Consider the following 19,845-nt stretch of genomic DNA (forward strand, 5'->3'; position numbering starts at 1 on the left):
CCTTTACGCTGAATAGTCTTGCAATCTTAGAGATAATTCCTGATCATTAATTCTTGATTATTAATTAGTGATCAATGAGACAAATTACAACCTATAAACCTAAACCCCAATTAAAAAACCAGACAAGCTTGAGATCGCTGTCATTGACTGATCCATCTGCGTCCAACTTGTTCATAAATTTGCTAACACGGCATCACCCATCTCTCTCGTACCCACTTTTTTCATACCAGGCTCATAAATGTCACTAGTACGAAAGCCTTGCGCCAAGACTTTTCTAACGGCATGCTCAATACGCATGGCAACCTCTTCCTGAGCAAAGGAATAACGCAGCATCATGGCTATTGATAATATTGTTGCCAGAGGGTTAGCCAGGTCTTTTCCTGCGATGTCCGGTGCGGATCCATGAATCGGTTCATATAATCCCTTATTTCGATCATCGAGCGAGGCAGAAGGGAGCATACCTATTGACCCGGTCAGCATAGAAGCTTCATCAGATAAAATATCGCCAAACATATTGCCTGTGACGATCACATCAAATTGCTTGGGATCACGCACCAGTTGCATTGCTGCATTATCTACCAGCATATGGGAAAGTTTCACATCTGGGTATTCCTTACCCGTTTCAGTCACGACATCACGCCATAACTGAGTACACTCCAGCACATTCATTTTATCTACAGAACATAACCTGCCTTTTCGTTTGCGTGCTGCTTGAAAAGCGACATGAGCAATCCGGTTTATTTCCGCTTCGGTATAAATCATAGTATTAAAACCCACGCGCTGACCTTCTCGTCGCTCAATACCTCGTGGCTGGCCAAAATAAATATCTCCGGTCAATTCACGTACAATCAGGATATCCAAATTGGAGACAATTTCTGGTTTCAAACTCGAAACACTCGCTAGTTCGGGGTATAGAATAGCAGGCCGCAGATTAGCAAATAGATTTAGCTCTTTACGAATAGCAAGCAGCCCTTGTTCGGGGCGCTTCTCACGAGGCAGACCATCATATTTTGGACTCCCAACCGCTCCCAGCAGTACAGCATCTGCCTCTTTAACAAGCCTCCGGGTTATCTCCGGGAAAGGCTCACCAGCAGCATCCACTGCGCATCCACCCAGTAAACCAGGCTCCAGCTCAAGTTTTAACCCATCACTTCTCAGCGCCAATAAAATTCTTTCAGCCTGCCCAGTAATTTCTGGTCCAATCCCATCCCCTGCTAACACTGCAATTTTCATATTATTCTTTCCTGACACGGAAAATTCATTTCAAGCGAACAACCAAGGCTGCTTCTTTCGTCGCTTTTCCTCAAACTGTTTAATTTTATCAGCATGCTGCAAGGTCAAACCGATCTCATCCAATCCATTGATTAAACAATGTTTTCTAAATGGATCGATATCAAAACCATAGGTTTCATTAGTCGGCGTTATGACTGTCTGGGCAGAAAGATTAACAATCAGACAATAACCACTGATCGCTATTACTTCATTGATAAGCCGATTCACCACATTTGAATCGAGCACAATCGGTAATAACCCTATCTTGAAACAGTTATTATAAAAAATATCAGCGAAACTCGGCGCAATAATTACCTGAAAACCGTAATCCTGCAGTGCCCAAGGCGCATGCTCGCGACTTGAGCCACAACCAAAATTATCATGTGTAATTAATATTTCCGTTCCCTGATAACGAGGTTGATTAAGCACAAAATCAGGGTTTATTTTACGCTGCGATACATCCATCCCCGGTTCACCGTGATCAAGATAACGCCATTCATCAAATAAATACTGGCCAAAGCCAGAACGCTTGATCGACTTCAGGAATTGTTTAGGGATAATAGCATCCGTATCCACGTTTGCCCGATCCAGCGGGACCACCAACCCTTTACAATATTCAAATTTTTTCATATTTATATATTTATTGAGCAGCTTTCTCGATTGCCTCTCCCCCACTCTGGATATCCTTACCAAGTCCCTGCATGGTATGACAGCCAGTCAACTGCAGAGCCATCAACCATAATCCAATTGATACAGATATTATTTTCATTTGTATTTCCATAAACAAAAATAGAGTGTCCGGCTATTCATTCATTGCACCAACATCAGCAAAATGACCCGCTACTGCTGCTATGACAATACAGTATTCAAGTTTTTTCATATCTTTGATTATTGAGTAGATCTCTCGATTGCTTCTCCTCCACTCTGAATATCCTTACCCACCCCCCGTATGGTATGACAGCCAGCCAACTGCAGAGCAATCAACAATAATACAATTGATACAGATATCATTTTCATTTGTATTTTTCCTTAATAAAAATAAAGACTTAAGTTATTTATTCATCATACGAACATCAACAAAATGGCCTGCTACTGCTGCTGCTGCTGCCATGGCAGGGCTGACCAGATGTGTTCTGCCTCCCGGTCCCTGTCGTCCTTCAAAATTACGATTCGATGTTGAAGCACAACGCTCACCTGGCATAAGCCTGTCTTCATTCATCGCAAGGCACATGGAACAACCCGGTTCTCGCCACTCAAACCCTGCTTCCTGAAAAATTTTATCGATTCCTTCCTGCTCAGCTTGAGATTTTACCAAACCCGAGCCTGGAACCACGAGAGCTTGCTTGATATTAGGAGCAATGTGCCTGCCTTTCAATACGGAAGCAGCTTCTCGCAGATCTTCTATTCGTGCATTGGTGCATGAGCCAATAAAAATCTTGTCAAGGAAAATCTCACTGATTGAAGTATTAGGTGAAAGCCCCATGTATTTCAGAGCATTTTCCATATCGTGGCGCTTGACCGGGTCAACTACCATAGTAGGGTCCGGTACCATGCCATCAATTGAAGTCACCATCTCCGGAGAGGTTCCCCAGGTTACCTGAGGTTTGATCTGTTCTGCCTTAAGTTCTATTACCCGATCAAATACTGCTCCCTCATCGCTTTTTAAGATACGCCAATAGGTGACCGCTTGCTCCCATATCGCCCCTTTCGGTGCAAAAGGCCGGCCTTTAATGTATTCAATCGTGGTTTCATCCACCGCGATCATTCCTGCACGTGCACCTGCCTCAATTGACATATTGCAAAGCGTCATACGGCCTTCCATAGAAAGTGATCGTATAGCACTGCCTGCAAATTCAATCGCATATCCTGTACCACCTGCTGTACCGATCTCACCAACAATCGCCAGTGCAATATCTTTGGCCGTCACCCCATGCCCTAGTTTGCCTTCGACCAATATTTGCATTGACTTGGATTTTTTGGTCAACAAACACTGAGTGGCCAGTACATGCTCTACCTCGGATGTGCCGATACCAAAGGCAAGGCAGCCAAAGGCACCGTGCGTACTGGTATGCGAATCTCCACAGACTACCGTCATACCAGGTAACGTCGCACCCTGCTCTGGCCCAATGACGTGCACGATCCCTTGTCGCTGGTCATTCATTCGGAACTCAGTTATACCTAGCTCCTCGCAATTCTGATCCAAAGTATCGACTTGCAAGCGCGAGGTGGGATCGCTGATACCACCGCTCCGATCAGTGGTAGGAACATTATGATCTGCTACCGCCAGAATCGAATTCACTCGCCAGGGTTTGCGTCTAGCTAACTTCAATCCCTCAAATGCCTGAGGACTGGTTACTTCGTGTACCAGGTGACGATCAATATAAAGAATGACCATGCTGTCGGGCCCGTCTGATTCGGCGTGCACTACATGGCTGTCCCAGAGTTTGTCGTATAACGTCTTCATCTTACAATATTCCAAAATAATAAGTTCATTATCACATAAAGCAGTATTAAGCAGTAGGTTGTCATTCAAGCATTCATAAATTTAGCTATCTGATGAAGAGAACTTCCTTCCGACCGCATGAATGGTACAATTTTCCTGTTCATCATTCGCTTAAAATAATGAAATAAAGGATTGACCTATGTCTACCATTAAATCCATGCTGCATGAAGCACGTGTCTTCCCTCCTTTACCGGAATTTGTTGAACAGGCTAATCTGGCTAGTATGGAAGCGTATCAAGCGTTGTGTGCTGAAGCTAAAAAGGATTACCCCGGTTTCTGGAGTAAATTGGCGCAAAAACATATTCTGTGGCATAAACCTTTTACAAGTGTCCTAAATGACTCAGACCCTCCGTTTTATAAATGGTTTGAGGATGGTGAACTAAATATTTCATATAATTGTCTCGATCGGCACTTAACCAGCCAACCGGACAAATTAGCCATTATTTTTGAGGCTGATGATGGCAAGGTAAGCCGTTGCACCTACCGTGAACTCTACCAGCGCGTTTGTCAGTTTGCCAATGGTTTGAAAGCGCTTAATATCAGAAAAGGTGATCGCATTATCATTTATTTGCCAATGCGCATTGAAGCAATCATCGCTATGCAAGCTTGTGCGCGTATTGGTGTCATTCACTCGGTTGTTTTCGCTGGATTTTCTGCTAAAAGTCTACATGAACGCATCGTTGATGCAGGTGCAGTCGCTGTCATAACTGCAGATGAGCAAACGCGTGGTGGTAAACATTACCCGCTAAAAGCCACTGTCGATGAGGCCCTTAGTATGAACGGAACAGACTCGGTTAAATCAGTGATCGTTTATCAGCATACCGGGATGGATACGCCATGGCAGGCCGGTCGCGATATAGGGTGGCATGAGCTTACCCAGAACAAGCAAACTGACTGCGAGCCTGAATGGATCAATGCCGAGCACCCTTTATTTACCCTTTATACCTCTGGCTCCACGGGTAAACCCAAAGGCGTACAGCACTCATCAGCAGGCTATCTACTGGGTGTGATGGTAAGCATGCAATGGGTCTTTGATTATAAACCGACCGATATTTTTTGGTGTACCGCCGATGTTGGTTGGATTACCGGTCATAGCTATGTAACGTATGGACCATTGGCCATGGGCGCAACTCAAGTTGTCTTCGAGGGTGTACCTACTTATCCCGATGCTGGACGCTTTTGGAAAATTATACAAGATCATAAAGTAACCACCTTCTACACCGCGCCCACTGCTATTCGCTCTTTGATTAAGCTGGGAGTAGATTTACCGGGTCAATATGATTTATCCTCACTGCGCCTGCTCGGTTCTGTGGGTGAACCCATTAATCCCGAAGCCTGGATGTGGTATTACAATGTGGTCGGGCAATCTCGCTGTCCCATCGTAGATACCTGGTGGCAGACTGAGACTGGCTGTCACATGATCGCACCGGTCCCTGGTGCGGTTCCCCTCAAACCTGGATCATGCACATTCCCTTTACCTGGAATCAGTGCTGCAGTAATCGATGAAGCAGGTCATGAGGTTGAACAGGGAAAAGGGGGATTCCTCGTTATCAAACAACCATTTCCTTCGCAGATCCGCACATTATGGCGAGATCCTGAGCGTTTCAAGAAAACATACTTTCCTCAAGATATCGGTGAGGGTCATTTTTATCTGGCAGGTGACTCAGCACATCGTGATAACGATGGCTATTTCTGGATCATGGGACGTATCGACGATGTATTAAATGTATCGGGTCATCGTTTGGGAACCATGGAAATTGAGTCAGCGCTTGTGGCTAATCCGCTGGTTGCTGAAGCAGCGGTCGTAGGAAAACCACATGAAATTAAAGGAGAAGTCATAGTTGCATTTATTGTTCTAAAAGAAAAATGTCCTCATGGCGAGCAAGCTTCTAAAATAGCTAACTCACTCAGAGAATGGGTTGTACACGAAATCGGGCCGATCGCCAAACCCGAAGAAATTCGTTTTGGCGACAATCTGCCCAAAACACGTTCAGGCAAAATCATGCGCCGATTACTCCGCACGCTTGCCAGAGGAGAAGAAATTACTCAAGATACCTCTACACTCGAGAATCCTGCCATTCTTGATCAACTTAAACAACCCATCCTTTAAGTTAAACAAGTATTTTATTGTTCAACCCAGCTGTAGACATATTCCCGCAAAAAAATATGAATTTACCCAATATCATCGACTACGACTTTGGAATTACTGCCATCGATGCCCAATATCATCGACCCGGCCGAGCAGCTATTCACCTGATTGTCGAAAAGGGGGTTGCTGCCTTGATTGACACGGGGACTCAATTTTCTGTACCAGGTGTCATGCAGGTGCTACAAAACAAGCAGCTTGCTCCTGAGAATATCGCTTATGTGTTTCTTACACACATCCATCTTGATCATGCTGGTGGCGCAAGTGAATTCATGCGATTGCTGCCCAATGCCAAGCTGGTTGTCCACCCACGTGGTGCAAAATATATGATTAATCCTGCCAAATTAATTGCAGGGGTAATGGCAGTTTACGGGAAAGCAGAATTTAAACGTTTATATGGCGAAATTTTTCCTATCGACGAAAATCGTGTTCTTGAAGCCCCCGATAAAACGTGCATCGAGTTGAATGGTCGTCCTCTGTTGCTGCTTGACACACCTGGGCATGCCCGCCATCACTATTGTATTTTTGATAAAAGAAGTCAATCCTTTTTCACGGGGGATACCTTTGGCGTTTCTTATCGAGAACTTGATGTAGATGGACTGGAATTCGTTTTTCCAACTACGACTCCAGTACAGTTCGATCCGGACGCCGCCCATGCTTCATTAGAGCGGATCATGAGCTATCAGCCACAATATGCTTTTCTCACACACTACAGTCGTATCGGTCATTTGCCACATCATGCATTGCAAATGCATGATCTGATTGATGCGTTTGTCAATATCGCCCATCAAGCAGCTAACACAACAGCGGAACGGTATGAGTTTATTGTGCAAGCATTAAAAGACTTATTATGCCAACGGCTCGCCATGCATGGCTGCACTTGGCCGCCTACTGAGATTTATGAATTATTACGTGTCGATATCGAACTAAATGCCATGGGGCTGGAAACATGGCTAGATCAATCTGAGAAATCAAATAAACTATAAATATTCCAATATAATGATAGTTTTTTTAATATGATTCTGTGGGATCCCACGTTGATCTGTTTATTGTCAGACCTAAAATTTGATAGCCTATACTATCAAGCTTATTTATATAGCAAAAAATAGAGCAGGTTTTTCCTGTTGTTAATATTCCAGGTTCTGATTGGGGAGTAATGGATGAGTGAAATAAATGAGTTTATAGCTGACCTAGTAAATCATTTTTCTTTAAGTACCGTTACAGATAGAAGCTGGTTCGGAATTGCTTCAGTCTTCGGTTATTTTCATCCTCTCACCTTATTCGGTTTGAGCTTCATTCTACAAAAAAGAAATTAGAAAATCATTACCTAGATGACCTGCCTTTTACTTTCTTTGCTTTTTTACCTTACGAATTATTCCGCCAATCTACTGCTATATCCAAGGCCCAGGCAAATATCAGTGAGATGCAAGCCAGTCTAAAAGCATTCCTTAATAATTCAGATCTAAAGCATATGGAAAATTTAGCCGATAAAGAGGTAGCTGCCAGCATGTTGGAAGAGATGATGGGCAATCTCGATCAGAAAGAAAAAAAGAAGTATTACTTATTTCATTATTGACTGCTGAACATGAAAGGCAGCCATTACGCTTTCTTGAAGATAAATATAAATACTTTTCTGATGAAATCAAGTCAAGCATCAGCGAAGCAAAAAAAGAGATTGTTAATATGAGAGAGCCAGTCGGTAAAATATCGAGTGACATTCTGAAGCGGACTGATAGGGATATCAGCCTTCTTATTGAAAATAAAATACACTCTTTCCATCAAATAATTGATCATTCACTCAAGTCTTCCCAGCAAGGAATCAATTCTTTTGTTGAGAATGAACTTAAAACATACGGGAAAACATTCGTTACCCTTACTCAAAAAGGTGTTAGTGAACTAGGAAGTGAACTAAAAAATTACACTAACGAAGCGAAACAAAAAATGGCCAATCACATGAAATATGTGAACAATGAATTATTACAGAAACTCGATGCCACTCAAAAAAATCGATCAACTGGGAAATATGGTGAAAATATCAATCAGGACAACTTGGTTACCCACCTCAAATCACTGTTAGCTTCCATTGATTTGCTTCAAAAACAAAATAAGGTACACCTCGAATTTAGCGAATGTCTCAAAAGTGTAGAGTAGGTTGATTTGCTCGGTAAGGAAGAAGAATGCAAGAAGAATCTGTATACGAACATGAATGAATTAATCAGTAAGTTCCATTAATTTTATCAGGTTATATTCAAATTTTATCCTAATGAATGGATAAAACATCAATGAGTTTTTAAAAGCTCAACTACAACCCGGCTAATACTTAGCATGATTTAGCCAGAAAACTCAATTCACAAGTAGATAGAAAAATATTCTATAAATCATATATTGGAGAACATCAAATATGACTAAACACTTTACTTCGATGCTTCTTACCAGCCTAATCATTTATCTAATCCTTGGCTCAAACATCACGTTAGCCAAAACAGGTTATGCTGTACATTACAATGATAAATATCAAGGCAAGAAAACAGCTAATGGTGAAATTTTCAATCAGAGTGGTCTCACTGCAGCGCACAACGATTTTCCCTATGGCACACTCGTAAAAGTTACTAATCTGGAGAACAATCGCAGTATAGTCGTCAAAATAAATGATCGTTTAGCTCCTGACAACAGCAATGTTATCGATGTCACCAAGCGTGCAGCTGCGGAGTTAGGTTTCATAAAAAAAGGACGAGCTCATGTTAGCCTTGAAAAAGTCAAATAGAACAAGACAATTTTTGCATCTTGTTTATCGGTCAAAGCGCTGATAAGAGACTCAATAATATCATTATCCTATCCTGTACATACAATTCTGTTTTTTTTAATTATCATTGCGAGCCTCTCTATTTCCACTTGAATTGCTCAGTTGGATAGACGGCTGTGGAGTTTTACGGGTGTGGGGCAAGGCGCAAAGAGGCGAAATGATTGTTCCATTTCAAGGAGTAGCAACGCAGTCATGTGCTTGTAGAATCGTACAATCCAACCAGAGCGTAACCCCTAAAAATTGCGAGTCAATTTTACGTAAATTCTAGAATATTCATATATAGTGTCGGCCCGAAAACCCTCTTCTTCTATAATAAACATAGGGTTGCGTCTAATTCAAGAAAAGAAGATTGCTGAAAAAATGAGTGAAAGTGCCGTTATTAGGTGGTTTTGGCGTATTTTCAAGCAAAACAATTTCAAACTTCGATTCAAATCAGCGAAAATATTGTCGTCAAAGACAAACTTCGTTCAAGTGGAAATCAAATGCGCGTAACCCAAACTTCCCAGATGGAATTAGGTGAAATTGATGTATCCCACATCAAATTTGACTTGAGATCACGAGATGATATTCCGAGGATACTGCGCGGCTTACAGCACCTGTACCTGGATGAGGCATTGTGCCACAAAGTTTTTGCCTTACTGGAAAGTGAAATTGCCCCCAAGGTGGATAAGCACAATGGTCGTCCTGGCATGACCCTATGGAGTGTCCTGGTATGTGGCGTATTACGGCTGGACTTAAATGCTGATTATGACCGTCTGCACGAATTGGTCAACCAGCACAGGACCTTGCGCGCAATGTTGGGGCATAGTCTGTACGATGAAGACAAGCAATATGCCTATCAAACCCTGGTGGATAATGTCAGTTTGTTCACGCCAGAATTGCTGGACAGATTAAACCAGATCATCGTCGAGGGAGGGCATATCCTCATAAAAAAGGACGAAAGCGCCCTGCGTGGGCGGTGCGACTCCTTTGTGGTTGAAACCGATGTGCATTTTCTAACCGACATCAACTTATTGGGGGATGCCCTGCGCAAAGCGATTACGCTGACGGCGCGCTGGTGCGAAAGCCAGCACTTAAGCGACTGGCGGCAATATCGCTACAATCTACGTCAATTAAAACGACTTATGCGCAATGCACAGAGCAAGAAGCGCCGCAAAGCCGCAGACCAACAAAGCAACCTACAAACGATTCAAGCGTATCAGGCCTATATTGAGCAAGCCCAATGTTACGTGAAAAAAATTCAAACCACCTTAACCAAGCTGGCTACAACTGCTACGCGCGAGTTGCTGCAAAAGATTGAAATTGAAGACTACCTCCAACATGCCAAGCGCCAAATAGACCAAATTGAGCGTCGTGTTATCAAAGGCGAAATCATTCCTCACCAGGAAAAAGTATTCTCCATTTTTGAACCCCACACCGAATGGGTCAGTAAAGGCAAAGCCGGTGTGCCTGTCGAGTTAGGCGTCAAAGTGTGCATTCTGGAAGACCAGCATCAATTCATCTTGCACCATCACGTAATGGAAAGACAAACCGATGATCAAATTGCGGTAAACATGGTCACGCAAGCTAAAAAACGCTTTCCCATACTCAATGCCTGCAGCTTCGATAAAGGTTTTCATTCACCTGCTAACCAGGCTGAATTAGCCCAACATCTTGAGCAGGTTACGCTGCCCAAAAAAGGCAAACTATCCAAAGAGCGCAAAGCAATAGAACAAATGGAAGAATTTGTTAAAGCCCGTCGTGCGCACTCAGCAGTAGAGTCAGCAATCAATGCGCTGCAGGTGCACGGACTAGACAAATGCCCAGATCATGGCATGGGTGGTTTTAAACGTTACGTTGCACTGGCTATTGTCGCCAGAAATATCCGCCGAATAGGTAATATTCTATGGCAGCAGGATGTGGAGCGTGAGCGCAAAGCGATAAAACGTCATTTAAAGCACCAACAAGCAGCTTAAGCTCTCCCGCTAACGCAAAAAACCGCCTGATTGCGAGCAATCAGTGGTGAGTGCTGGGTAGAAACCGTATTTTTCATGCCATGCCTCACAAAAATACAATCAGAGGCTTTTTTGGATGTATGGTTTCGTTGCATTTTTACAAAGGCACTTAAAAATTAAGCAGATTACTGGTGAAAAAATGGGGTTTTCGGACTGGCACTATATAACAATTAACTGGGGAATCAAGGCTTAAAGCTGCTAAATTAAACATAACTTTAACGTGAGTTCGACATAAGAAAAGCTGTAAAAGGAACCTGAATTCTTTATCATAAAATGGTTTTGGAAAAGAGTTTCATCACGAGAGCAGTCAGATTCCCATGGATACTGCAACGGTTTTTTGTGCGAGTGACGAATTCTGTAAAGAGTTTGAGCTGCGGTCGAGCAGCCCTTGTCGGAGTCATCGCTAAAACAGCGTCATCGACGAGGGGAGCTGTGTCCAAGCGAAGTCATGACTATCATGGTGGGGTTTCATCTATCCGGTTATTGGACGTTTAAGCACTATTACCTGAATGACGTGTTGAGGTATGTGGTAGCGTAATCCTTATGTCGAACTCACGTTAACTTTACCCGCTTCGCACTATCGTATTATTTAGGGTGCCCTAAAGGTTCAGAGTTTTAAACAAGACAAGGCGAGAACAAAAAATGTTGATGCAACCTATCACTGATAGGCAAGCGAACATTGTTTGTGAACAATAAAGTATTGTGATGAGACGGGAGTAAGCAAGCAATTTGCGAAGCAGATGCTCGCAAATATGAATGTTTAGAGGTACCTTATATTGTCTACGCCCCCACCTTCGCCTCATTTCAAGCCTGGAAATGGCATTACTGTTCTTTGACCTATTATTTGCTTATACAATAAAATTCCTTCTGGAATACTCCTTATCTATATAAAATTATCCCAGCTTCATCATGAGGAAATATTAATGGAGAACAAAGAACGCACTACTTCTGAATTGCTCCAATTAATAGTAATACCAAATAGAAGCGAGAATATGAGTGTCGGTGACATCAAAAATTCTCTTCGTGAGCGAGGGTTTGGTATCTTACTTGCTCTTGCTGTTTTACCCATTTGCCTTCCTGTTCCTGTTCCCCCTGGCTATACCACTTTCTTTTCCATACCACTTTTTATTTTCTCAGTACAAATGATGTGGGGAGTAAAATCTCCTTGGTTGCCTGGATGGATCAATAAAAAAGAAATTAGCAGAAGAAGTCTGGAAAGATTAATTGAAAAAGTCACCCCATGGTTACGTAAAATTGAAAGCTATCTGCATGCAAGACTTACTTATATCAGCGTACACGCCTGGGAGCGAATTATTGGTATTTTTGCCTTTATATTTACCATTCCTATTGCCTTACCTATTCCTTTAATCAACGTTCTCCCTGGCTGGGGAATTCTCATCATGTCGCTAGGCTTACTTAATAAAGATGGATTAACTATCATTGTAGGTATGACAGTGGGCACGATCGGTATAGGAATAGCACTTATCATTCTTGCGCTTATATGGATGGGCGTGTCAGTACCCTCTTTTTATTAGTTGTAGGCCAAAGTAAGCAAAGTATTGCAAAAGCCAGACTTAGGAGAGCCGTTCGTTAGTTTCTCCAATTCCGTGTATGATCCAATTGCCAATACAATAATCGGCTAGCCACGGCTGGGAAAAAGATAGGAAGTTGTAGCAAGCGCATAAATATGGCAAGATGCCCTTTCGCATATAATGATGGCAAATGTAAAAATGACCTTATATCGCTATAAATTGCTGGTTTTAATATTTTTAGGGAATATATTAATTGGTTGTGCTTCGGTTGAAAATAATAAGCGAGACCCGCTAGAGTCGATGAACCGGGCAGTATTTGCATTTAATGAAAAGTTTGATGACTATGTAATGGAGCCTGTAGCAAAGGGCTATCGGGCAATTACTCCAGATCCTCTTGAAATGGTCATCGGCAATGTTTTATCTAATTTCAGTGATGTGGTAATTACTGCCAATGCGTTATTGCAACTGAAATTCGATGCCGCAGCAGCTAGCGCAACTCGAGTTGTCATTAATACAACATTTGGTATGTTTGGCATCATCGATATCGCAAGCGACATCAGCGCAGTCAGTGATATTAATCTCAGCAAGCGTAATGAGGATTTTGGTCAGACGCTCGGCCGTTACGGTATTGGTCCCGGGCCTTATTTTGTCATACCTTTCCTAGGTCCCAGCACAATACGCGATGCGATAGGGATTGCAGTGGATAGTTCGGTTTTCCACCCTATTTGGTCGGTATATCCTGATTTTGATTTTCTCACCGTTCGTTTACCCGCCTCGGCGGGATGGTCTGTTGATACGCGTGCCCAAATGCTAGATACGGATAAAACGCTTGAAGAAGCTGCACTAGATAAATATGAATTTGTACGTGATGCCTATCTGCAACGACGGAGAAATCTGGTTTACGATGGTAATCCTCCTGAAGAAGAAGGACTTGAAATTAACGGAAATAATGAAAGCATAGATGATGAAATTGAAGATGAGGATGTGATCGAGGATGGAGATAAGGAAAAGAAAAAAAATAACGAAGTAATCAAATAATCCGCAACAGAGAAAGACGAAGTGGTGTTAATAATCAAAAGTTATTTATGTCATAGCGTCGTTAATCCTAACAACCTCTCTCCTCTTAGAGTAACTTTTCTTCTATATTACTATTAGAGTGGAAAACGAGAGGATCCAATAATGGTTATCCTCTCGTTTACTTAAGACCTCAACTTGTTGCTTCACGTAATGCTGCAATCCGTTCGTCCAGTGGAGGATGTGACATAAATAAACGGCCAAATCGACTCCCTCGACCTGAGATACCAAGCGCTTCCATTCTGTCTGGTAAATGGGAGGGTTCATATTGTTGTTTCAGACGTTCCAGTGCAGCGATCATTTTATTGCGTCCCACTAACCTTGCGCTGCCTGCATCTGCCCGAAATTCACGCTGCCTGCTAAACCACATCACGATAATACTCGCAAGGATACCTAACAAAATTTCTGCAATGATACTTGTGATCATATAAGCAGGTCCGTGCTCCTCTTCAGTCCTGAAGACAACGCGATCTACTGCATGACCGATAATTCGGGCGAAAAAAATTACAAACGTGTTGACTACCCCCTGTATTAGCGTAAGCGTCACCATATCGCCATTGGCTACGTGGCTTACCTCATGTGCAAGGACAGCTTCGACTTCGTCTTGTTGCATTTTTTGCAGTAGCCCTGTGCTGACTGCTACCAGGGCATTATTTCGATTCATGCCAGTAGCAAAAGCATTGGCATCGGGTGAATCATAGATAGCGACTTCTGGCATGCCGATATCAGAGGCTTTTGCTTGTCGACGTACAGTTTCAACTAACCAATGCTCTGTAGCATTGGAAGGTATATCTATGACAACAGCACCTGTCATATTTTTTGCACTCCATTTAGACATGGCAAGCGAAATAAGCGAGCCTCCAAAGCCTATAACGGCAGCAAACGTAAGTAATGAACTATAATTTAATCCGCCACCTTGAGCTTCTAATATGCGATCAACACCCAATATCCTTAGCGTAATACTTAGCACAAATAAAATGGCTAGGTTGGTTGCAATGAATAAAAAAATACGTTTCATAAATAACGACCTGTCAGGGTTTATTAATAAATATTTGAATAGCCTACAAGGCAATGGTTCAATGTCTGCCTGTGTAGATTAAATTGAAATTATATTTTATAAGCATGAAAAAGAAATGGAAAGAAAGCAGCAAAATCAAAAACAGGCTCCAGTTAAGGTTGAGGTACAATTAAAAGAATATCTGATCATCCAATAAGAGGAACTTGAAAAATAATGAGGAAATTTCAGTGCAAAGTGTGTGGTTTTATTTATGACGAGTCGATGGGCGATCCAGATCATGGTATTCCAGCGGGAACCTGCTGGGAAGATATTCCTGAAAGCTGGGCTTGCCCCGAATGTGGCGTGGTTAAGGCTGATTTTGAAATGGTAGAAATGATATGAGTCATCAACCAGTTGTAATCATTGGCAGTGGTCTGGCAGGTTATGCTGTTGCTAGAGAGTTACGCAAACTGAATACAGAAATTCCGATAATTATGTTATCCGCTGATCATGGTGGATTTTATTCCAAACCGATGTTATCCAATGCATTGGCAACAGGCAAAACACCAGCATCGATCTTGACTTCGGATGCGGCACTCATGTCCAGTCAGTTAAAAATAACGATACGGCCGTTTACTCGCGTCAAAACCATTGATCAATCCGGTAGTAGCGTGCTCCTTGAGAATGGAGAAAGTTTATCTTATAGCCACCTGGTGCTGGCTGTAGGAGCTGATCCAATCCGCTTACCCTTGTCAGGGGATGCAGTGGAAGAAGTGCTATCCGTAAACGATCTCGATGATTACCGTCGTTTCCGTGAAGCGCTGAAAGATAAAAAAGAAATTGCTATTTTGGGTGCTGGATTGATCGGCTGTGAATTTGCCAATGATCTAGCGATCGCAGGTTATCAGGTACATGTTATTGATATTAGCGCACATCCATTGGGTAGGCTACTCCCCGAGGAAGCAGGTAAGTATCTACAGGATAAACTGGCAGCAGCAGGGATTAGATTTCATTTAAAATCCAAGGTACAGCATATTGAACGAGTGGGAAGTCGCTATCGTTTAATCTTCGAGAAAGGGCAGATAATCGAAGCAGATTTTGTCTTATCAGCAGTAGGTCTGCGCCCACGGACTCAACTCGCTGAAACAGCAGGCATTTATGTCAATCATGGTGTAGTAACCAATCGATATTTACAAACAGAGAATACCAATATCTTTGCATTGGGTGATTGTGCTGAGGTAGAAGGTAAGGTATTACCATTCGTAATGCCTATCAGCCATGCAGCTCGTGCCTTGGCAGCAACAGTGAGCGGTACGCCTACCCCTGTTCACTATCCGCCAATGCCGGTATTCGTTAAAACGCCGGCCTGTCCTATCGTTGTCTCTCCACCCGATCCAATTGTGATAGGTGAATGGCAGATTGATGCCAATGAGGACGGTGTTAAAGCTCTATTTCAGGACATGGCGGGCAGTCTTCATGGCTTTGCTTTATTAGGTGCGGCCACAAAAGAAAAAAATGCAATTACTCCTCAGTTACTGCCTATACTAGCGTGAGTCTAAAAATTATCATTGCTTTGTAAGGGAGATAGCTGCTTCCAGCTCTGAGGCGATAGCTGCATGTTTTCTGCAAATTCCTTGCCATTGTCAAAGGCTAAAGTGTCGCCTTTGTGCTGGTAAGGAGGTAGCAGATGGTTGATGCTTTCTGTTACCCCTTCAATCAGGCCGTCGTCATACCGCTATGCCGTAACAATGCCTCTATGCTGGGCTCCCGGCCCCGAAAAGCAATAAAGGATTCCAGTGCTGGACGACTACCCCCTACTGCCAAGATTTCATTCCTGAAACGCTCGCCAGTCTTGCTGGTAACTACCTGGCCCGTACCATTTTCTTCAAACAAACTGTAAGCATCGGCAGACAAAACTTCTGCCCATTTATAACTATAATAGCCCGCCGCATAGCCTCCAGCGAAAATATGCGAAAAACTGCTCGGGAAACGATTAAACGCAGGAGGAATAACCACGGCCATCTGACTACGGATGTCATCGAGTAATTGCAACACGGTTTTCTCTCCCTGGGGATCAAAATCATAATGCAGATGCATATCAAACAAGGCAAACTCAATCTGCCGCAGTGTCTGCATACCGCTCTGGAAGTTCTTGGCAGCCAGCATCTTTTCGAATAGCACTCTTGGCAGGGGCGCACCACTCTCAATATGAGCCGTCATATGAGTTAGCACTTCCCATTCCCAGCAAAAATTCTCCATGAATTGACTAGGTAGCTCAACCGCGTCCCATTCCACACCATTGATTCCGGAGACGCTCAGATCCTCAACCTGGGTCAACAAATGATGCAGGCCATGACCAAACTCATGGAATAACACGATGACTTCATCATGCGTAAATAAAGCAGGACGGATTTGCCCATTGATTGTCACTGGAGGAGAGAAATTGCAGGTCAGATAAGCCACAGGGATCTGGATAGCTGATTTTCCGGCTCCTGGTAATTCCATACGCCGTCGAGTAATCGCATCATCCATCCATGCCCCACCTCGCTTACTCGCGCGTGCATAAAGATCAATATAAAATTGGCCAATCAGCTCTCCCCTGGCATCATGGATATTGAAAAATTTAACATCAGAATGCCATAATTGAACATGGGAAGAAGGTGGTACCTGAGTAATGCTAATACCATAAAGCGCCTCCACTAGTTTAAACATACCGGGTAATACCTTATTTTCAGGAAAATATTGTTTGACTTCCTGATCAGAAAAGGCATAACGCTCCATACGTAATTTTTCACTGGCATAAGCCAGATCCCATGATTCGAGTTTTTCCAGCCCCAGTTTATCTGCAGCAAATTGCTTCAACTCCGTCAGATCGCGTTCTGCATAGGGTCGAGCCTTAGCCGCAAGTTCATTTAGAAAATCCAATACTTGCCTGGGTGATTCAGCCATTTTAGAGGCCAGAGAAACTTCTGCGTAGCAATCAAACCCCAGCATTTTGGCTTCTTCCTGCCGAAGTTGAAGAATTTTATTGATCAGCGGCATATTGTCCCAGTTAGATGTACCATGCGCAAGACTGTCAATCTCGCTCGCTCGGGTCACATAAGCACGGTACATATTCTCACGCAGCACCCGATTATCCGCATATTGCATAACGGGTAAATAGGAAGGGGCGTGCAAGGTGAATTTCCAGCCAGGTTTGGAAATACTCGCATCTTTCTCCGCAGCCTCTCTGGCCGCATGCAGCACATCGTCAGGAATACCTGAAAGCTCACTTTCATTTTCTATGAGTAGAATAAAGTCATTAGTGGCATCGAGCAGGTTATCACTAAATTTTGCAGAAAGTGCTGATAATTCTTCCTGAATTTGCATAAAGCGTGCTTTCTTCTCCCGGGGCAGCTCTGCGCCACCGAGTCGAAAATCACGTAATTCATTCTCAACGATCTTTTTCCGGGCGCGACTGAGACTGTCAAACTCCTCACTGCTCCGTAACTGCTTAAATTTCTCAAACAATGCCTGATCTTGCGATAACTCAGCATAATATTGAGTAATACGCGGCAAATTAGCATTGTATACTTCACGTAATTCTGCACTATTCATCACAGCGTTCAAGTGCGAAACTTGCCCCCATGCACGTGACAACCGTTCATTTGCATCAACCACGGGTTGCACAAAATCTTGCCAAGTAGGTAAAGTGGTCGTAGCACGAGCTTTGGCGACTACTTCTCGGCAATCATGCAGCAATTCTTCCACTGCAGGGGTAATGTGCTCCACTTTAATGTCTGCAAAACGAGGTAGTCCAGAAAAATCAAGTAAAGAATTCATGATAATAGTTGTCTAAAATTATTATTTTTGGATGCACATAAAAACATGTTTCATGACATCTTCTGCCTGGTTAAAAAATACTAAGAGATAAGGTAGAAAGCGTTGTAGTTACTCCTGATTATCCTAAATCCTAAGAAGAACCGAATAAGCGAGCGAGGCGAATAGATGCAAGACACTACCAAGCACAGAAACGAGTAAACCAGCTTGTGTATTTCGCTAAACCAAACATAGTATAAGTTTCAGCAAAATATCGTTTCGGCACAACCCCATTTTAAATAAATAGGCAAAAAAAGCGGGGACTGTGCAACGAAGCATGTGCCACAATATTCACCTATTCAGGCTTTCCATAAAAGACTGCCCGATGCTGCACTTGGTATTTCATTTGCTGATTTTCACCCTATTCTCTGAAAATTAACTTTCATACACAATATTACCATCGGTTAGCGTAAACTTTACCCGTCCAGGCAATTCTCTACCCAAGAATGGAGTGTTCTTACCCTGACTTTTAATCGTGGCAGCTGATACATGCCAATATTCTTCCGGATCGAAAATACATATATCTGCTGGTGCATCAAGCGTTAAATGTCCCGCATCAATACCCAATATTCTGGCAGGTGCCAATGTAACCGTATTTAATGCTTCAATCAGCGGGATATTCATACTTGCTGCCCACTTAAATGTCAGCGACAGTAACAATTCCAGACCCATTGCGCCAACTTCAGCTTGCCCAAATGGTAATAACTTGGCGTCTTCATCCACCGGTGCATGATCCGAGCAAATAGCATCAATAGTACCATCAATTAACCCTCTAGAGAGCGCGTCTCGATCATGTAAGCTTCGCAAGGGGGGAACAAGATGGCAATTAGTGTTAAAGAAATCAATATCCATCTCCGAAAGATGAACATGATTGATTGAGACATCACAAGTAACAGGCAATCCTTGCTGCTTGGCAGCCCGCACCAGGGACACCCCTTCTGCGCTGGAAATTCGGCAGAGATGGACTTTTACAGCAGCTTCACGTGCCAGATAAATGATATTCGATAAAGCAATCGTTTCAGCACAAACCGGAATGGGAGGCAAACCGAGGCGTGTTGCTATTTCACCATCATGTGCTACACCATTGTTTGCTAGACTGGCTTCCTGCGGACGCAACCAGACACTAAAACCGAAAGTCGATGCATATTGCATAGCCTGCATCAACACACGCAGATTGACCAGAGGAGCATCGGCATGACTGAAGGCAACACAACCTGCATCTCGCAATTCAGCCATCTCCGTTAAAAGCTCACCTTTAAGTTTTTGAGTAAGCGCTCCCACTGGATAAACATGAACCTGATCCAGATTTTTAGTTCGATGTTTCAGCATTTCAACCAGCCCGGGTTCATCTAGTGGTGGATCAGTATCGGGTGGACATGCCAGGCTGGTAACGCCTCCGGCTGCAGCCGCTTCCAATTCTGATTCCAAAGTGGCTTTGTACTCAAGCCCAGGCTCACGTAAACGCGCCGATAAGTCGACTAAACCCGGACACACAATCAATCCAGTAGCATCAATTACTCGACAAGCTTGAAAACCTGCAGGAATACTGTTTATTGAAGCAATTTTACCTGCAGCAATGCAAAGATCGCCGATCGTATCGACACCATTCTTCGGATCAACCAAGCGTCCATTCTTGATATGGATTTTCATAGTAATAACAAATTGT

Annotated in this window: 18 protein-coding genes and 1 pseudogene; 11 read left to right on the top strand and 8 right to left on the bottom strand. The window is 43.1% G+C overall.

The annotated features are described in order from the left end of the window. Positions 1 to 171: 171 nt before the first annotated feature. From leuB to leuC, 5 genes are all read right to left on the bottom strand, one after another. Complete coding sequence (gene leuB, locus AAW31_RS15735) at positions 172 to 1,233, bottom strand: 3-isopropylmalate dehydrogenase (protein WP_046850957.1); 1,062 nt, start codon at positions 1,231 to 1,233, stop codon at positions 172 to 174. Between the two features lie 30 nt (positions 1,234 to 1,263). After that, positions 1,264 to 1,902 carry a 3-isopropylmalate dehydratase small subunit gene (gene leuD, locus AAW31_RS15740; protein WP_046850958.1) on the bottom strand — a complete coding sequence of 213 codons (639 nt, stop codon included), beginning with the start codon at positions 1,900 to 1,902 and terminating at the stop codon, positions 1,264 to 1,266. A 10-nt stretch (positions 1,903 to 1,912) separates the two neighbouring features. After that, a complete protein-coding gene (locus AAW31_RS20185; protein ID WP_139297449.1) occupies positions 1,913 to 2,041 on the bottom strand; it encodes an entericidin A/B family lipoprotein in 129 nt (42 codons plus the stop codon). A 119-nt stretch (positions 2,042 to 2,160) separates the two neighbouring features. Beyond that, positions 2,161 to 2,289 (bottom strand): entericidin A/B family lipoprotein, encoded by a 129-nt coding sequence (locus AAW31_RS15745; RefSeq protein WP_046850959.1) that lies wholly within the window; start codon positions 2,287 to 2,289, stop codon positions 2,161 to 2,163. Positions 2,290 to 2,323: 34 nt separating this feature from the next. Further along, positions 2,324 to 3,736, bottom strand: coding sequence for a 3-isopropylmalate dehydratase large subunit (leuC, locus tag AAW31_RS15750; RefSeq protein ID WP_046851873.1), 1,413 nt, complete (start codon positions 3,734 to 3,736; stop codon positions 2,324 to 2,326). A gap of 178 nt (positions 3,737 to 3,914) precedes the next feature. On the opposite strand from leuC, the gene acs reads away from it, so the two are divergent. The 9 genes and pseudogenes from acs (at position 3,915) to AAW31_RS15785 (ending at position 13,288) form a co-directional block, all read left to right on the top strand. Further along, positions 3,915 to 5,885 carry an acetate--CoA ligase gene (acs, locus tag AAW31_RS15755; protein ID WP_046850960.1) on the top strand — a complete coding sequence of 657 codons (1,971 nt, stop codon included), beginning with the start codon at positions 3,915 to 3,917 and terminating at the stop codon, positions 5,883 to 5,885. 56 nt (positions 5,886 to 5,941) lie between these two features. Further along, positions 5,942 to 6,907 (top strand): MBL fold metallo-hydrolase, encoded by a 966-nt coding sequence (locus AAW31_RS15760; protein WP_046850961.1) that lies wholly within the window; start codon positions 5,942 to 5,944, stop codon positions 6,905 to 6,907. A gap of 437 nt (positions 6,908 to 7,344) precedes the next feature. Beyond that, complete coding sequence (locus AAW31_RS21500) at positions 7,345 to 7,497, top strand: hypothetical protein (protein ID WP_158441567.1); 153 nt, start codon at positions 7,345 to 7,347, stop codon at positions 7,495 to 7,497. Further along, on the top strand, positions 7,494 to 8,072 hold the full coding sequence (locus AAW31_RS15765; RefSeq protein ID WP_046850962.1) for a hypothetical protein: 579 nt from the start codon (positions 7,494 to 7,496) through the stop codon (positions 8,070 to 8,072). The genes AAW31_RS21500 and AAW31_RS15765 overlap by 4 nt, the downstream gene beginning before the upstream one ends. Before the next feature lie 250 nt (positions 8,073 to 8,322). Continuing rightward, positions 8,323 to 8,685 carry a septal ring lytic transglycosylase RlpA family protein gene (locus AAW31_RS15770; protein WP_082110497.1) on the top strand — a complete coding sequence of 121 codons (363 nt, stop codon included), beginning with the start codon at positions 8,323 to 8,325 and terminating at the stop codon, positions 8,683 to 8,685. A 521-nt stretch (positions 8,686 to 9,206) separates the two neighbouring features. Then, positions 9,207 to 10,679: an ISNCY-like element ISNco1 family transposase gene (locus AAW31_RS15775; protein ID WP_046851874.1), complete on the top strand. Its 1,473-nt coding sequence runs from the start codon at positions 9,207 to 9,209 to the stop codon at positions 10,677 to 10,679. 418 nt (positions 10,680 to 11,097) lie between these two features. After that, positions 11,098 to 11,244 (top strand): annotated as a pseudogene (locus tag AAW31_RS21505) (IS982 family transposase); the annotation flags it as partial. A gap of 397 nt (positions 11,245 to 11,641) precedes the next feature. Next, positions 11,642 to 12,253, top strand: a complete 612-nt coding sequence (locus AAW31_RS15780) for an exopolysaccharide biosynthesis protein (RefSeq protein ID WP_046850964.1) — start codon at positions 11,642 to 11,644, stop codon at positions 12,251 to 12,253. Between the two features lie 180 nt (positions 12,254 to 12,433). Then, the gene (locus tag AAW31_RS15785; RefSeq protein WP_235264399.1) at positions 12,434 to 13,288 is read left to right on the top strand and encodes an MlaA family lipoprotein; all 855 of its coding nucleotides are present in this window, start codon (positions 12,434 to 12,436) and stop codon (positions 13,286 to 13,288) included. A 169-nt stretch (positions 13,289 to 13,457) separates the two neighbouring features. On the opposite strand, the gene htpX is transcribed toward AAW31_RS15785, so the two are convergent. Then, a complete protein-coding gene (gene htpX, locus AAW31_RS15790) occupies positions 13,458 to 14,342 on the bottom strand; it encodes a protease HtpX (protein ID WP_046850965.1) in 885 nt (294 codons plus the stop codon). A gap of 213 nt (positions 14,343 to 14,555) precedes the next feature. Here htpX and AAW31_RS15795 point away from each other — a divergent pair, with 213 nt between their 5' ends. Continuing rightward, a complete protein-coding gene (locus AAW31_RS15795) occupies positions 14,556 to 14,723 on the top strand; it encodes a rubredoxin (RefSeq protein ID WP_046850966.1) in 168 nt (55 codons plus the stop codon). Then, positions 14,720 to 15,874, top strand: coding sequence for an NAD(P)/FAD-dependent oxidoreductase (locus AAW31_RS15800; RefSeq protein ID WP_046850967.1), 1,155 nt, complete (start codon positions 14,720 to 14,722; stop codon positions 15,872 to 15,874). The genes AAW31_RS15795 and AAW31_RS15800 overlap by 4 nt, the downstream gene beginning before the upstream one ends. A gap of 163 nt (positions 15,875 to 16,037) precedes the next feature. Here the strand turns inward: AAW31_RS15800 and AAW31_RS15805 are convergent, their stop codons facing one another. Beyond that, entirely contained in the window at positions 16,038 to 18,143 is a 2,106-nt protein-coding gene (locus tag AAW31_RS15805; RefSeq protein WP_046850968.1) for a M3 family metallopeptidase, read from the bottom strand. A gap of 411 nt (positions 18,144 to 18,554) precedes the next feature. Further along, the gene (locus AAW31_RS15810) at positions 18,555 to 19,829 is read right to left on the bottom strand and encodes a dihydroorotase (RefSeq protein WP_046850969.1); all 1,275 of its coding nucleotides are present in this window, start codon (positions 19,827 to 19,829) and stop codon (positions 18,555 to 18,557) included. Positions 19,830 to 19,845 lie beyond the last annotated feature (16 nt).

Origin of the sequence: Nitrosomonas communis (assembly GCF_001007935.1) — a bacterium.
GTDB lineage: Bacteria > Pseudomonadota > Gammaproteobacteria > Burkholderiales > Nitrosomonadaceae > Nitrosomonas > Nitrosomonas communis.